Origin of the sequence: Streptomyces sp. CB02056 (genome assembly GCF_001905545.1) — a bacterium.
Taxonomy (GTDB): Bacteria; Actinomycetota; Actinomycetes; order Streptomycetales; family Streptomycetaceae; genus Kitasatospora.
In genome coordinates, this window is sequence record NZ_LIPD01000003.1 from 948,379 (window position 1) to 962,205 (window position 13,827).

14 protein-coding genes, 1 tRNA gene and 1 riboswitch are annotated in these 13,827 nt (G+C 74.9%); of the genes, 5 read left to right on the forward strand and 10 right to left on the reverse strand.

Going from position 1 to position 13,827, the window contains the following annotated elements:
* Window positions 1-86 precede the first annotated feature (86 nt).
* From AMK13_RS11765 to AMK13_RS11775, 3 genes are all read right to left on the reverse strand, one after another.
* Entirely contained in the window at window positions 87-653 is a 567-nt protein-coding gene (locus AMK13_RS11765) for a TetR/AcrR family transcriptional regulator (protein WP_074002078.1), read from the reverse strand.
* 59 nt (window positions 654-712) lie between these two features.
* Window positions 713-1,594: an alpha/beta fold hydrolase gene (locus AMK13_RS11770; RefSeq protein ID WP_198959332.1), complete on the reverse strand. Its 882-nt coding sequence runs from the start codon at window positions 1,592-1,594 to the stop codon at window positions 713-715.
* 84 nt (window positions 1,595-1,678) lie between these two features.
* A complete protein-coding gene (locus tag AMK13_RS11775; protein ID WP_074002080.1) occupies window positions 1,679-1,969 on the reverse strand; it encodes a YiaA/YiaB family inner membrane protein in 291 nt (96 codons plus the stop codon).
* 195 nt (window positions 1,970-2,164) lie between these two features.
* Window positions 2,165-2,323, forward strand: a riboswitch (cyclic di-AMP (ydaO/yuaA leader).
* A 12-nt stretch (window positions 2,324-2,335) separates the two neighbouring features.
* Here AMK13_RS11775 and AMK13_RS11780 point away from each other — a divergent pair.
* Complete coding sequence (locus AMK13_RS11780) at window positions 2,336-3,184, forward strand: M23 family metallopeptidase (RefSeq protein ID WP_074002081.1); 849 nt, start codon at window positions 2,336-2,338, stop codon at window positions 3,182-3,184.
* A 107-nt stretch (window positions 3,185-3,291) separates the two neighbouring features.
* Here AMK13_RS11780 and AMK13_RS11785 read toward each other — a convergent pair whose 3' ends face one another.
* Window positions 3,292-4,167, reverse strand: coding sequence for a hypothetical protein (locus AMK13_RS11785; protein ID WP_074002082.1), 876 nt, complete (start codon window positions 4,165-4,167; stop codon window positions 3,292-3,294).
* 42 nt (window positions 4,168-4,209) lie between these two features.
* Between AMK13_RS11785 and AMK13_RS11790 the strand changes: the two genes are divergently transcribed.
* The 4 genes from AMK13_RS11790 (at window position 4,210) to AMK13_RS11805 (ending at window position 7,005) form a co-directional block, all read left to right on the forward strand.
* On the forward strand, window positions 4,210-4,824 hold the full coding sequence (locus tag AMK13_RS11790) for a GNAT family N-acetyltransferase (RefSeq protein WP_074002083.1): 615 nt from the start codon (window positions 4,210-4,212) through the stop codon (window positions 4,822-4,824).
* Window positions 4,825-4,944: 120 nt separating this feature from the next.
* Window positions 4,945-5,685, forward strand: coding sequence for a sensor domain-containing protein (locus AMK13_RS11795; protein ID WP_053112132.1), 741 nt, complete (start codon window positions 4,945-4,947; stop codon window positions 5,683-5,685).
* Window positions 5,686-5,775: 90 nt separating this feature from the next.
* The gene (locus tag AMK13_RS11800) at window positions 5,776-6,519 is read left to right on the forward strand and encodes a class I SAM-dependent methyltransferase (protein WP_079272030.1); all 744 of its coding nucleotides are present in this window, start codon (window positions 5,776-5,778) and stop codon (window positions 6,517-6,519) included.
* Window positions 6,520-6,555: 36 nt separating this feature from the next.
* Window positions 6,556-7,005 (forward strand): GNAT family N-acetyltransferase, encoded by a 450-nt coding sequence (locus tag AMK13_RS11805; RefSeq protein WP_074002084.1) that lies wholly within the window; start codon window positions 6,556-6,558, stop codon window positions 7,003-7,005.
* A gap of 9 nt (window positions 7,006-7,014) precedes the next feature.
* Here AMK13_RS11805 and AMK13_RS11810 read toward each other — a convergent pair whose 3' ends face one another.
* The 6 genes from AMK13_RS11810 to AMK13_RS11835 all read right to left on the reverse strand — a co-directional run bounded on the left by AMK13_RS11810 (window position 7,015) and on the right by AMK13_RS11835 (window position 13,715).
* Window positions 7,015-8,154 (reverse strand): hypothetical protein, encoded by a 1,140-nt coding sequence (locus tag AMK13_RS11810; RefSeq protein ID WP_074002085.1) that lies wholly within the window; start codon window positions 8,152-8,154, stop codon window positions 7,015-7,017.
* Between the two features lie 425 nt (window positions 8,155-8,579).
* Window positions 8,580-9,353 (reverse strand): hypothetical protein, encoded by a 774-nt coding sequence (locus AMK13_RS11815; RefSeq protein WP_074002086.1) that lies wholly within the window; start codon window positions 9,351-9,353, stop codon window positions 8,580-8,582.
* Between the two features lie 193 nt (window positions 9,354-9,546).
* Window positions 9,547-9,620, reverse strand: a tRNA-Met gene (locus AMK13_RS11820).
* A 98-nt stretch (window positions 9,621-9,718) separates the two neighbouring features.
* Complete coding sequence (locus tag AMK13_RS11825; protein WP_074002087.1) at window positions 9,719-11,068, reverse strand: PrsW family intramembrane metalloprotease; 1,350 nt, start codon at window positions 11,066-11,068, stop codon at window positions 9,719-9,721.
* Between the two features lie 115 nt (window positions 11,069-11,183).
* Window positions 11,184-12,014, reverse strand: a complete 831-nt coding sequence (gene trmB / locus AMK13_RS11830; RefSeq protein WP_049658578.1) for a tRNA (guanosine(46)-N7)-methyltransferase TrmB — start codon at window positions 12,012-12,014, stop codon at window positions 11,184-11,186.
* A gap of 123 nt (window positions 12,015-12,137) precedes the next feature.
* Window positions 12,138-13,715, reverse strand: a complete 1,578-nt coding sequence (locus tag AMK13_RS11835; protein ID WP_074002088.1) for a TROVE domain-containing protein — start codon at window positions 13,713-13,715, stop codon at window positions 12,138-12,140.
* Window positions 13,716-13,827: the final 112 nt, after the last annotated feature.

Genomic DNA, 13,827 nt, shown 5'->3' on the forward strand with positions numbered 1-13,827 from the left:
ACCGAACCGCCGCACCAGCACCACCGCCACCGCGGGAAGTCGGCCGGGCCGACTTCCTGCGCAGTGCCCGGTGCGGGGCCGGCCGCTTACGCGGGCCAGGCGCGGAGGCCGGTGGTGAGGGTGGCGATGAGGCGGTCCTGGGTGGTGGCGAGGTCCTCGGTGAGCTGGAAGGCGCCGGCCGTGGTGAGGGAGGCGAAACCGTGGGCGACGGAGCGCACGGTGCGGGCGGCGTGGACCGCCTCGGAGCCGTCGAGCCCGTACTCCCGCAGCACGGCGATGATCACGCCGACGAGCCGGGCGGCCGCCCGGGCCAGGTCGTCGTCGGGCTGCGGGGCCTGGGGGAGGGCGTTGTAGCGGTGCGGGTGCTCGGTGGCGTACGCGTGGTAGGCGCGCAGCACGGCGGCGACGGCGTCGTCCCCGCTGCGTCCGACGGCCGCCTCGGCCAGCCGGTCGGCGAGGTCCCCGGTGACCCGGACGGCGATCAGCCGCCGCAGTTCGGCGAGGCCGCCGCTGACGTGCTTGTACAGCGAGGGGGTGGCGACCCCGGCCCGGGCGGCGACGGAGGCCAGGGTGAGGGCCTCGGCGCCCTGCTCGTCGATGAGGGCGAGGGCGTGGTCGACGACCTGGTCGGGGGTCAGTCCTACGCGGGGCATGGGTTCGGGCTCTCCGTACGGATCAGGTCGGGCAGGGGCGGGCAGCGGACGGGCGGGGCTCAGCCGAGCTCGGCGAGGAACGGCAGCAGGGCGTCCGCGGTGGCCGCCGGGTTGTCGGCCATCGGGTAGTGCCCGGACCCCTCGATCATCGCCTTCCGCGCGCCGAGCGCGGCGGCCTGCCGGTCGGCGACCAGCTCCGGCTTCGGGAAGTCGGGGTCCTTGCTGCCCATGACGACCAGGGCCGGGCACCGCACCGCGGCCGTCCAGCCGACCGGCGCCGAGTCGCCGTGGACGTACCCGCGGGTGGCGGTCTTCCGGCCCGGGGTGCGCAGCGCGGCGACCAGCCCGTCCACGTACGCGTCGAAGTCGGCGGGCCTGGCGCCGGGGAAGGCCATCCGGCGCAGGTAGAAGCCCCAGGCGGCCGGCCAGTGGACGAGGGCGGCGCCCATCAGGCCCATGGCGCCGCGCATCAGGGCGCCCTGCGGCGGGTTCTCGACGAAGGCGTTGAGCAGGACGATCCCGGCGACCCGCTCGGGGGCGTCCCCGGCGGCCTTGACGACGGTGGCCCCGGTGTACGAGTTCCCGGCGAGGACGGCGCGCTCGATGCCGAGGTGGTCGAGCAGGGCGAGGACGTCGCCGGCGAGGGCGGCGGGGCCGTAGTCGTCCCAGGTGATCGAGGATTCGCCGAAGCCCCGCAGGTCCATGGTGACGACCCGGTGGCCGGCGGCGACGAGCAGCGGGCGCAGGTGCCGGTACGCGGCCCGGCTGTCGAGCATGCCGGGGAGCAGGACGACCGGGGTGCCGTCGCCCTGCCGGGTGTCGTCGTAGGCGATCCGGCCGCCGGGGACGGTGAGGTACTGGGTGCTCGGGGTGATGGTGCCGTTCATGGGGTCCTCCTCGGGCCGCCGGTGCGGGGCATCGGCGTTGCTGCCGATAGCCATAAAGCTAAGGCTAATAGCCTTAGCCGTCAAGCGGTCGGGTGCCGGAGGCGTCGGAGGCGACGGAGAAGAGGGGGAAGGGAGCGGTCAGACCCCTTCGACCTTGAACGGGTCGTGCTCGCTGAGCAGCTTCTCCAGCCGGGCCTGGTCCACCCGGGTGACCATGTCGTTGGACTCCTGCCGGTCCCGGATCACCTTCGCCAGCGTGAACGCGGAGCTGACCGTGAAGAGGAGCCCGAGCCCGAGGAAGGCCCGGGTCCACCCGCCGACCGGCAGGTAGATGATCCCCACGGCGAGGGCGGTGCCCGACAGGGCGAAGGACAGGACGGCCTGGAGGTAGTAGGCGGCCGTGGTGCGGGTCTGCATCGGTGCGCTCATGGCGTCAGGATGCTGCGGCCCGGCCGGCCCGCACATGAGTAGGCGTACTCAGATGGGGCCGTGCATGAGGGACCGTTCGTTGACGTCCGATCACCTGCCGCGGGGCTGCTCCGAACGGATGGCTTGGAATCAGAGCCTCCTAGGATTAACGTTTGATAACGCAGCGCGGTTGTCAACGCCGTACCCAGACGGCACCGTGCGCCGTCGCCTAATCCCACCGACCGGCCTCCGGGCAGGTCAGGGAGCCGGGGAACCACGTTCCTTGGGGTGAATCGGCGGGGCTCCGGCCCGGCCGTAGGAGACCTTCCTGCTCCGAACCCGTCAGCTAACCCGGTAGGCGCGAAGGAAGGAAAGGAGCGCGCCTCCGTGGCGTCGACGCACACCCCGGCACAACCGGCCGGCTTCGCAGCCGGTACCCAGCTCCTCGACCACCCCGGCCCGGACGGCCCCGAGGCCTTCGGCCCGGAGGACTTCGCCGCGGAGGCCGAGACCAACCGCCACCGGATGCCGCGTCAGACCCGCGGAACCTCCCCGCTGCTCGGCGTCACCGCCGTCGCCGCCACCCTGGGTGCCACCGGCTTCACCTCGGCGACCCCGGCCGCCGCCCCCGCCATCGAGGCCCCGGACGAGACGGCGGTCGCCCTCTCCGCCGACCCCGGCCTCGCGCTCGCCGCCCGCATCCAGAACCAGGCCGACAGCCAGCGCACCGCCGCCGAGGAGACCGCCCGGCTCCAGGCCGCCCAGGAGGCGGAGGCCAAGGCCGCCGCCAAGGAGGCCGAGGCCAAGCGCGCCGCCGAGGAGGCCGAGCGGGCCAAGGCCGCCGCCCTCACCCTCCCGGTGACGGACTACCGGCTCTCCGCCCACTACGGCCAGAGCGCCCGCTACTGGGCCAACCTGCACACCGGCCTGGACTTCGCCGCCGACACCGGCACCCCGGTCCACGCGCTCGGCCAGGGCACCATCACCTCGGCCGGCTGGGCCGGCTCGTACGGCTACCGGATCGTCGAGACCCTGCCCGACGGCACCGAGATCTGGTACTGCCACCTCTCCGCGATCACCAAGGGCTCCGGCAAGGTCGCCGCCGGCCAGCAGATCGGCAAGGTCGGCGCGACCGGCAACGTCACCGGCCCGCACCTGCACATGGAGGTCCGCCCCGGCGGCGGCGCCCCGGTCGACCCGGAGCCCTGGCTCCAGCAGCGCGGCCTCAACCCCTGAGGCGCCAGCCCTGACGCACCCGCCCTGAGGCACCCGCCCGGGCGGACCCAGCGCGAAGCCCCCGGCCCGGAGCACCAGCACCGGACCGGGGGCTTCGCCGCGGCGTCTCACTCCTCGGCGGGCAGCTGCGCCAGGTACGCCTCGATCTCCTCCTGGCCCGGCTCCGGCGCCAGCTCCGGGAACTCCGTCACCAGCAGCTGCGGCAGCCCCGGCACCGTCCACCCGCCGAACAGGTCGAGCGCCGCCTCGACCGCCGCCTCCTCGAACCGCCCGAAGTCCCCGGCCAGTTCCTCCGGCATCGGCCGCCCCAGCGCGGTCAGCTCCGCCAGGTTGCGGTAGCTGCGCCGCATCAGGCCCTGTTCCAGCAGCCGCCGAGCGCCGTCCGTGGCCATGCCGACCGACAGCACCCGGCCCGGGCCCCAGCCCTGCTCGTCCGGCTCGTCCAGCCAGCCGGCCGGTGCCAGCGCCTCGTACGCGGCCAGCCGCTCCTCCTCCGGGAGCTCCCCGAAGCCGGCCAGCCAGGCCCGCACCGCCGCCGGGTCCGTGACGTCCACCCCGTACGCGTGCAGCAGCAGCGCGTACAGCCGGGGCCAGGTCACCAGGTCGGCGCGGCGCAGCAGCCCGGCCGCGACCTCGCCCTGCCACTCGGCCTCCGCGTGCAGCCGCTCCTGGCGCTTGGCGTTCAGCCGCCGGGACGCCCGCTGGTGGTCGACCAGCAGCCGGACGGCGTCGCCGTAGGCGAACGGGTCCTCCTCGGGCGCGGGTTGGACGTACAGGTGGAGCCGCTCGTACAGCAGGTGCTCCACCGCGTCGGAGGTCAGTTCGGGCCAGCCGTCGTGCATCCTGCCCTCGCCCAGCTCCAGCAGCGCCAGCACCGCGCGCAGCGGCCCCTCGGCCACCGGCGCGCGGCCCTGCTCGGCCGCCCAGGCGAGCAGGTCGGCGGCCTTGGTGCGCGGGGCGAGCCGCAGGTCTTCGTCGTTCATAGTCCGAACGGTAGCCGCCGGGCGGGGATAGGGTCGGCAGCCATGGTCCCCGTACGACTCACCGGCCCGCGCCTGGCCGTCCGCGAGTACCACCACACCGAGGAGGAGGTGGACGCGCTGCACGCGCTGTTCGGCGACCCCGAGGTCACCCGCCACCTGCCCTTCGGGCCGAGCGGCCGGGAGGACTGCGCCGACCAGATCGAGCTCTACCTGGAGGAGGCGATGGCCGAGGAGCGGGACACCTACCGGCTCGCCGTCACCAGGATCGCCGACGCCGAGGAGCCCGGGGACGCGACGCCGATCGGGCAGGCCGCGCTCACCCTCGACGGGCACGGCGCCGCCGACCTCGGGTGCGTGCTGGCCCGCGGGTCCTGGGGCCGGGGCTACGCGGGCGAGACCGTCGGCCTGCTCCGCGACTTCGCCTTCGGCACCCTGGGCCTGCACCGGCTGACCGCCCGGACCGCCGCGGCCAACCCGGCCTCCGGCCGGGTGCTCACCCGGCTGGGCTTCCGGCCGGAGGGGCGGCCTCGGTCCGACGGGTCCGAGGGCGGGGTCCGGTCCGCCGGGTTCGCGGGCGGCGACCGGTCCGACACGTACCTCTTCACGCTGCTCGCCGAGGAGTGGCCGGGCCCGGCCGCCCGGGTGGAGGGGGGTTAACCCCACCCCGGATCCGCCAGGCCTCCGGATCACGGCCGGGCGGCGCGTCCACCAGACTGGACGCAGTCAGCGGGACGAACGAGCGACAGACGACAGCACGAGGGGCCGGGGGCCGGGAACATGAGCAGCAGCCGCAGCGTGGAGGACCGGGAGTGGGACGTTCTGGGCGGTCGCGGTGACGACCCGCGCCCCGTCCGGGCCCGGCGGACCGAGCGGCGGCCGGCCCTGTGGCGGGCCCCGTTCTCGGCGTACTACTACCGCGAGGTCGGCTACGCGCTCACCGGCCTGCCGGTGGCGATCCTCGGCTTCGCCGTCGCGGTCACGATGTTCTGCTTCGGCCTCGCCACCTTCGTCACCGCGCTCGGCCTGCCCGTGCTGGGCGCCCTGACCGCCACGGCCCGCGGCTTCGGCCGGCTGGAGCGGGCCCGGGTGCGCGGCATGCTGGCCCTGGACGTCCCCGGCCCGGAGCCGGTGCGCCGGGTCCGCCAGGGCAGCTGGGGCGCGGTCACCGCGCGGCTGGCGGACGGGGCCGGCTGGAAGGCCGTGCTGTACCAGGTGCTGATGCTCCCCTGGGCGGTGTTCAGCTTCGCGGTGACGCTGGTGTTCCTGCTGCTCGGCTGGGCGGCGGCGCTCTACCCGCTGTACCACTGGGTCTTCCCGACCTACACCTCCTGGCACGGGTACCGGGTGTTCGACTTCTACGACAGCCACGACATCCGGCACGTGTACGACATCGAGGCGCCCTGGCAGATCGCCGGGCTCTCGCTCCTCGGGGTGCTGCTGGTCCTCCTCACCACCCAGCTGGTCCGCGGCCTGACCAACGTCAACCGGGCCGCCGCCCAGGGCCTGCTCGGCCGCTGACCGCCCGGCTCCATCCAGGCCCCGACGGCCCCGCCTGCGTTCCGGACTCCTCCGGATGCGGGCGGGGCCGCTCCGTGTTCGGATGGCCGGGTGGCCGCCGGCCCTCCCCCCGCCCTCCCGGACGTGCTGGTCACCTCCCGTCCGCTGGACGAGTACTGCGCCCTGTTCGGCCTCACCCGGGCCCGGCTCGCCGCCCTGCCCGGGCCGCTGCTGGACTGCCCCGGGGGCGCGGCCGGCCTGGCCGCCGAGGCGCGCGAGCTGGGCTGCCGGGTGGTCGCCGTCGACCCGGCGTACGCGCTGCCGCCGCCGGTGGTCGCCGACCTCGCCCTGGCCGCCCGGGCGGCGATGGCCGCCTCGATGACCGCCCGGCCGTGGCTCCACCCCTCGCCCCGCCCGTACCGGCCCGAGCGGTACCTGCGCAGCTGGGACCGGGCCCGCCGGCTGTTCGCCGCCGACTCGGCCGCCCACCCGCAGCGGTACGTGGCCGCCGCGCTGCCCCGGCTGCCCTTCGCGGACGGCGCCTTCGCCCTCACCCTGAGCGGCTACCTGATCTTCGCCTACCCCGAAGTCTTCGGCCCGGAGCGCCAGTTGGCGGCGCTGACCGAGCTGGTCCGGGTCACCTCCCCGGACGGCGAGGTCCGGGTCCAGCCGCTGAACGACGGGCACGGCCGCCGCTGCGGCCACCTCGACCCGCTGCGGTACGCGCTCGGCGAGCGCCGGATAGCCAGCGAGATCCTCCGCTGTCCGGGGCCGGTGGACGGCCGCACCGTGCGGGTCCTGGTGCTGCGGGCCGCCGACCGACGACGCCGGGCGGCCGGGCAGCCGGTCATGTAATAGTCACTACTCCGGTTTGCCCCTATACTCGCCGCCATGATCGAGACGACTATCCGGTGCGCAGAGGCGACCGACGCCGACCGGCTCACCGACCTGATCCAGGCCTCCTCCGCCTACCACGGCGAGTACGCGCCGATGATCGACGGCTACCGGGTGACGCCCGACTACATCGCCGGCCACGAGGTGTTCCTCGCCCTCGACCCGGCCACCGACCAACTGCTCGGCTTCTACGGGCTGATCCGCGAACCGGCCGAACTGGACCTGATGTTCGTCGCCGACGAGGCCCAGGGGCGCGGCACCGGCCGCGAGCTGATCGCGCACATGCTGGAGCAGGCCCGCGCGGCCGGCATCGCCAGCGTGCTGGTGGTCTCCCACCCGGACGCCGAGCGCTTCTACCTGCGGGTGGGCGCCGAACGCGTCGGCACCTTCCCCGCGCACGGCAGGATCACCTGGGACCGCCCCGAACTGCGCTTCACCGTCCGGTAGTTCCTCCGGTCAGGAGGTCCCCGCGGCCGACGGCCCGCCCGGCCCGCCCGGCTGGGCCGGTACGGCCTGCGGGGCGGGCCGGGCCGGCTGCTCCGGCACGAGGGCCGTCCCCTGGAGCCGGGACAGGATCTTCTCCGCCAGCCAGCTGCGGTCCGACCCGTACGGGATGCCCCGCGGGTCCACCAGCTGCGTCGCCACCGCGTCCCGCAGCCGCTGCGCCCCGGCGGCGGGCAGCCAGGAGAGCAGCCCCCGGGCGGCCAGCAGGCCGTGGTACTGCTCGAAGTCCGAGCGCGGGTGCTCGATCGCGTCCAGCACGCTCGGCAGGTCCGCCAGCGCCGGATCGCCCTGCATCAGTGCGAGCGCCTGGATCCGTCGGCCCTCGGAGCCGTCCGCGAAGAGGGCCCGCACCTGGTCGGCGGTCAGCGCCGAGCGCCGCGCGGTCGAGCGGACCTCCGCCACCACGCCCTCCGGCCCGGCCGGCGCACCGGAGGCGGGCGGCAGCTGCCCGGCCAGGGCGGCCTGGCGCTCCGCGCTGCCGCCCAGCAGTCCGAGCTGCTGCATCGCGCGGACCCGCAGGTCGTCCGCGCCGACCTTGTCGCCGTGCCGGTCGCGGTCCTGCCCGGCGAGGAAGAGGTCCAGCGCCTGGTCGGTCTCGGTCAGCACCTGCGGCAGTGCCAGTCTGGTCACCAGCCAGCCGGCCAGGAAGCCGAAGACCAGGAAGTACAGCACGAGCGCCGCCGCGAACGGCACCGCCTCCGGGCCGCCGCCGAGGGCGGGCGCCAGCGCCGTACCGAGGTCGTGCAGCCGTTCGCCGAGCGAGCCGAGCTGGGTCAGCCCGACGCCCAGCAGCACCTTGGTCAGCCAGTCCGAGACCTGCTCCAGATTGGTGTTCGGCGCGTACGAGCCCTGCGGCTCACCGGTGCCGCCACCGCGGACCCGGGGCACCCCGAACAGGAAGCCCAGCCCGCCGCCCAGCACCACCGAGGCCCCGACCACGACCAGTCCGCCGCCGAGCGCCTGCCAGGCGTGCTCCCGGCCGAGCGCGAACAGCAGCAGTCCGAGCAGCCCCGTCCCGGCCAGCACCCCGGTGGCGCACCACCGCACCGTCCGCAGGGCCGCCCCGCCGTCCCGCCGCCGCGCCTTCGCCATCGCCTACCCCCTGTGCCCGCGCCGCTCCGCTCCGGAACCCGCGCAGACTCTAGCGCCGCGGCCCCGCCCCGGACACGCGACGGCCCTCCCCGGACACGCCACGGGGAGCCTCCGGCGCAGTGCCGGAAGCTCCCCGGGAACGCAGACGACCCGCGGGCTGCTCCTCTACGCCGGCCCGTGCACTGGCCAGGCGCCGAGGCACCGGGGATGTACCGGTGAGCCCGCGGGCCGGGTGACTGCTGTGGATTTCGCCTGCCGGAGGCCTGGGGCCTCACCCTGCGCAGGCAGGGGCGGCTCTAGCGAGCAGCCACCTCACGCATCCTGACGGTACTCAACTCAGGATCACCTCCCTTCAGTGTGCTGCCAGCCTAGGCAGCGCTCCGGCCGGAGGCAACGGATTATTTCGCGGTCCCCGCGTCCGCCGCTCAGGCGGTCTTGAGCTGGTCCTTGAACTTGGTGAAGTCGATCGTGCTGTCGGCCGACGGGACCTGGACGGTCAGCGGCTTGTCGAACTCGCTGAAGTCGATCTTGCCGTTGCCGTCCTTGGCGCCGGCGTGCTCGATCCGCACCGGGTAGGGCTTGCCCTCGGTCGCGATCTGGAGGGTCGTGACCTCGCCCTTGGAGTCGGTGCTCTTCAGGCTGAAGGTCTTCACGCCGTTGACGTCGCCGGCGGAGCCCTTCTCGACCTTGTCGCTGCTGCTCTTGCTGTCGGTGATCTTCTTGCTGAAGTCGGCCAGGTTGCAGACCTTGGTGAGGGAGCCCATCGACGGGTCGCTCTCGAAGCCGGTCAGGTAGCGGCCCTTGAACAGCTCGGCGGCCTTGGCGCCGTTCGGGCCGCCCACGGCGGTCCAGAAGGCGGTGTCCGGCTTGACGTACGAGGTCTTGCCGTCGCTGATGATCTCGAACTTGCCCATGCCCGGCATCGCCATGGTGCCGGTGCACTGGCTCTTGTTGTCCATCGTCAGGTTCAGCTCCATCGCACCGTCACCGGTGTCGACGGTGCCCGCCATCTTGAGGGAGGTCGCGGAGGCCAGGGCCTCCTTGGCCTGCTTCTCGATGTCCTGGGCGCTGAGCTTGCCGGTGTCGAGCTTCTGCGCGGAGCCCGCCTTCCCGTCGCTCGTGGCACTGCCGCACGCGGCGGTGCCGGCGGCCAGGACGAGGCATATCGCGGCGGTGCTGACCAGGCGCTTCGACAGCATGTGGTGATTCCTGTCCGGGGTGGCCCGTGCGGCCCCCCAATTGGATGAATTTTTCCTCAGTATGGTTCAGGTCCCTGACAGGTGATCGTCGGACGGGCCGCTGTTACAGCTTCGTGGCAGGAACGTGCCGCGCCCGTACCCGGACATGCGAAAGGCCCGGAGGAAGAATCCTCCGGGCCTTTCCGCTACTGAGTAGCGGGGACAGGATTTGAACCTGCGACCTCTGGGTTATGAGCCCAGCGAGCTACCGAGCTGCTCCACCCCGCGTCGGTAAACACAACAATACGTGGAAGTCGCCGAGATGGGAAATCGGTTCCCCGAGCACCTCTTGAAGGCACCGCTCGAGCTCCTCCGCAGGCACCTGTTCAGGGCACCCGGGCGGCCCGCCGCCGGGCGGGCGCCGCGTGCCGGCCCGTGCGGCACCTCGCCCAGGCCGCGAAGCAGACCAGCGCGGCGAAGCAGGGCACCATCAGCGCCCCGTACACCACCAGGAAGCCGTCCGTGCCGAGGTCGGCGGCGGCGTTCCAGGTGCCGTGCAGCGCCATCGCCAGCAGCAGCCCGGCCGGGACCGCCAGCCGGGCCAGCCAGCGCCGCGCGGTGGTGAGGGCGAGGGCCAGGCCGATCCCGGTGAGCGCGGTGAACAGCGGGTGGGCGAAGGGGGAGAGCAGGGCGCGCAGCACGAAGGTCTGCACGGTGCTGTCGAAGTCGCGCAGGCTGGGCGGGTCGCCGAGGCCGATGCTGTCCAGCCGCTGGCGCTGGTCGCTGGTGAAGGCCCGGCCCAGGTAGAGGGCGTTCTCGGTGAACGCGAAGCCGCAGGCGGTCATCCCGCCGAGCACCACCCCGGCGGCCAGGGTGCGCGGCCGGGAGCGGCGGTGCGGCGCACCGGAGGGCGGGGCCGGGCGAAGGTAGGGCAGCGGCCGCAGGTACGGGCGCAGCCGCGGCCGGCCGCGGGCGTGCGGCCCGACTGGGTGGCGCGGGTACGGGCGGGGGCTCCGGGGCGCGGGCGACCGGCGCAGCAGCGGCGCGCAGGGGCGCCCGGTGCGGCGGCCGTGGCAGCGCAGCCGCTGGCCGAGCGGGAGCAGGAGCACCAGCAGGGCGGTGGCCTTGGCGGTCTCCTCGATCACCGGGGTGGCGATCCCGGCGCCGAGCAGCTCCCCGAACGGGCCCCGGTACCGGGACAGGTAGTTCGCCGTCCAGTTGTTGGCCAGGATGGCGACGGTGGTGGCCGCGCAGGCGCCCCAGCCGAGGCAGAACACGGTGTGCCGCAGCGGCACCCGGGCGGTGAGGTTGAGCCAGGCCAGGCCGCCGAGCACGAACGGCAGCGGCACCATCGCCAGGCCCAGGCCGACCAGCAGCCCGACGGTGCCGGTCTGCCGCTGGACGAGGTGCAGGATCAGCACCCCGCAGCCGATCAGGGTCAGTACGGCGGTCGCGGTGACCGAGGAGAGCGCCACCGAGCGGCTGCGGCCCGGCGGGGCTCCGGGGGTGGCGGGGGCGGCGGGCGTCCGGGTCGCGGCGGGGGTGACGGCCGGGGGCCGGGCCGCTACCGGGACGGCGGCGGTGCCAGGAGCGGGCAGCGGGCGGTGGGCCCGGTGCCTCCGGGGCCCCGGGATGGTCCGGGTGTCGCCGGTGCGCGGGACCGTCTCCGGTGCGCCGGCGGCGGCGACCGTCGTCCGACCGTTCGCCCGGAACCCGCCGCCGGACGGGCTGCCCATGCGGCACAGGGTAGGCCACGGCGGCGGCCCGCCGGGAGGACTCGGGACGAACCGTCCGTCCCGGTCCCGCCCGTACGGCCGCCGCGCGGTGGCCCGTTCGAACCGGGCCGGTGGGTCAGCGGCGGCGGAACAGCAGGTCGTGGACGACGTGGCCCTTGGCGATCCCGGCCCGTTCGAACTTGGTGACCGGACGCCAGTCCGGCCGCGGGGCGTAGCCGGGGACGCTGCCGTCCGGGTGGTCCGCGGGCTCCAGCCAGCCGGTCCCGTCGCCCTCGGGGTGCAGGTTCTCCAGCTCCGGCGAGGCGGACAGCACGGCCAGCATCTGCTCCGCGTACGGCTCCCAGTCGGTGGCGCAGTGCACCAGGGCGCCGGGGGCGAGGCGGGGCAGCACCAGGTCGAGGAAGGAGGGCTGGACCAGCCGGCGCTTGTGGTGCTTCGGCTTGGGCCACGGGTCGGCGAAGTAGACCCGCAGACCGGCCAGCGAGGCGTCCTGGAGCATGTCGCGCAGCAGGATCACCGCGTCCCCGGCGGCCGTCCGGACGTTGCGGGAGCCGTCGCGCTCCAGCATGCCGAGCAGGTTGCCGTGGCCGGGGGTGTGCACGTCGGCGGCGAGGATGCCGGTGGCCGGGTCGGCGGCGGCCATCGCGGCGGTGGTCTCGCCCATGCCGAAGCCGATCTCCAGGGTCACCGGCAGGCCGCCGAACAGCTCCGGCAGGTCCAGCGGGGTGCCGTCGATGGGGATGCCGTACGTCTCCCAGCTCCGGTCCAGGGCGCTCGCCTGGGCGTTGGTCATCCGGCCCCGGCGCGGCTGGAAGCTGCGGATGCGACGCTCGCGGTGCTGGGCCTCGGTGGCCTTGTGCGGGTACATCGGCGCGGGGTAGGCGGCCGGCGCGGCGGACAGCCGGGCGGACGGCGAGGGCTGGGGGATCGGGGCGGTGGCAGTCACAATCAACCGAGTCTACGGGGCTGCCGGGGCGCCCCGGCCGGGCCTGTGACCGGGCTCATCCGGGCCCGTCCGCCCGCCCTCCGTCCGGTGCGCCGACCCGCCCCCGAAGCCTCCGCCGCCCCGCTACTCCTCCCAGGGCCAGCGGGCGTTCGCCCCGGCTTCCAGGAGGGGGACCAGCCGGAAGGCCGCGTCGCTCAGGCCGCCGAAGGTGTGCCGGTGGGCGCCGCCGCCGGGACCGTGGCCCGGGGCGTAGCCGGCCAGGTTCCAGGTGTAGACGGGCACGTGGGCCGGGACGGCGGCGAGCGGGTCACCGCCCCGGTGGCCCGGGCCGGTCTGCTCGTCGGTGACGATCACCACCCGGTCGTGGCCCCGGTAGCGGGCCCGGACCGCGTCGGCGGTGTTGGTGCCGCCGAGGCTGGAGAACCGTTCCAGCACCCGCAGCACCGCCTCGCCCCGGCCGACCTCGACGACCCGGCTGGTGGTGCCGAACTCGACCAGGTCCGCCTCGGCGGCCCGGAGCTTCAGCGTGGTGCCGAAGATCGCCGCGGAGTCCGCCCGGTTGAGCTCGGTCGGCCCGCCGGAACGGTCGAACATCGAACCGGAGCGGTCCACCAGGATCAGCGTCCGGCCGGGCAGTTCCGGCACGTTGGCCAGCGAGTGGCCGAGCGCGGTCTCCAGCGCGTGCCCCCAGCGCAGCGAGGGGACGTTGCGGTACGCGGCCAGGTAGCGGAACGGGAACTGGCGCGAGCGCCGCACCTCGTCCTGGTCGGAGATCCGCCGGGCGACCTCGGCCGCGACGGCGTCCGGGACCCCGGCCCGGTCGAAGTTGCGCAGGTTCCGCACCAGCGCCATCGGACCCATGGACGGGATGACCGCCTCCCAGACCGCCGCGTCCAGCGGGCCCTGCAGCCAGCCCGCCAGGGCCTCCCAGGTCAGCCCGGCGGCGGCCAGCCGTTCCGCGCCGCCCTCGGCGGTCACCGCTGCCCGGCGCTCCTCGACGGGCAGCGCGAGCAGTTCGCGGTTGGCGGTCAGCACCCGGTCGGCGGCCGGCGGGACGGCCTCTTCCGGCCGGTGCCGGCGGTCCAGCGCGTGGGCGAACAGCGCGCCCTGCCAGTGCTTCCGCGGGTCCGGCGAGGGGTGGGTCAGCTCGATCACGTCGCCGAAGCGGTAGCCCTTGCCGGCGGTGTCGTACTTGAGCAGCGAGCGGGCGTCGTACAGGTGCCGGACGGCGTCCGCGACACCGCGCTTGAGCGGCTTGGGCAGCGCCCGGCCGTAGCGCGAGGTCCAGTAGGCGAGCAGCTCGCCGGGCTCGTCGGCGCGCCGCAGCACCGCCGCGACGGCCTGCCGGGAGTGGCCGTGGGCGCCCGCGTCCAGCCGGGCGCGGGTGAACTCGGCGGCGCCGACCAGGGCGGCGGTGCGCAGCTGGGCGGCGTGGCGCAGCCAGCGCAGCAGTCCGAGGGTCCACTCCGGCTCGGCGACGGCGAGTTCGCGCACCAGCGCGGTGTAGCGGTCGTCGCGCTCGCCGCCGCGCTCGTGGAAGGTGTCCTGGCCGACCATGTTGGCCACCGCGAGCAGGAAGAGCTCGGACTTGCGGTCCCGGACGAAGCCGGTGCCGCCGTTGTGGTTGACGGTGCGCGCGCCGGTGGTGGTCACCGGCGAACTCGGACCGGACTTGGCCCCGCGGACGTTGAACCTGGACATGCGGCAGCCCCCTCGGCGTGCTGGTGTCGGTGGGAGGGAGGCGTGCTGCGGCAGCGGTGCCCGGGGCCGTCACGGCTGACGGGACCCGGGCACCACGAGGAGCCGCCTCCCG

Bases quoted from the DNA above. Each gene is read 5' to 3' on its own strand.
- AMK13_RS11765 (WP_074002078.1), bottom strand. From the start codon at position 653: ATGCCCCGCGTAGGACTGACCCCCGACCAGGTCGTCGACCACGCCCTC.
- AMK13_RS11770 (WP_198959332.1), bottom strand. From the start codon at position 1,594: ATGGCTATCGGCAGCAACGCCGATGCCCCGCACCGGCGGCCCGAGGAG.
- AMK13_RS11775 (WP_074002080.1), bottom strand. From the start codon at position 1,969: ATGAGCGCACCGATGCAGACCCGCACCACGGCCGCCTACTACCTCCAG.
- AMK13_RS11785 (WP_074002082.1), bottom strand. From the start codon at position 4,167: ATGAACGACGAAGACCTGCGGCTCGCCCCGCGCACCAAGGCCGCCGAC.
- AMK13_RS11790 (WP_074002083.1), top strand. From the start codon at position 4,210: ATGGTCCCCGTACGACTCACCGGCCCGCGCCTGGCCGTCCGCGAGTAC.
- AMK13_RS11795 (WP_053112132.1), top strand. From the start codon at position 4,945: ATGAGCAGCAGCCGCAGCGTGGAGGACCGGGAGTGGGACGTTCTGGGC.
- AMK13_RS11805 (WP_074002084.1), top strand. From the start codon at position 6,556: ATGATCGAGACGACTATCCGGTGCGCAGAGGCGACCGACGCCGACCGG.
- AMK13_RS11810 (WP_074002085.1), bottom strand. From the start codon at position 8,154: ATGGCGAAGGCGCGGCGGCGGGACGGCGGGGCGGCCCTGCGGACGGTG.
- AMK13_RS11815 (WP_074002086.1), bottom strand. From the start codon at position 9,353: ATGCTGTCGAAGCGCCTGGTCAGCACCGCCGCGATATGCCTCGTCCTG.
- AMK13_RS11825 (WP_074002087.1), bottom strand. From the start codon at position 11,068: ATGGGCAGCCCGTCCGGCGGCGGGTTCCGGGCGAACGGTCGGACGACG.
- AMK13_RS11835 (WP_074002088.1), bottom strand. From the start codon at position 13,715: ATGTCCAGGTTCAACGTCCGCGGGGCCAAGTCCGGTCCGAGTTCGCCG.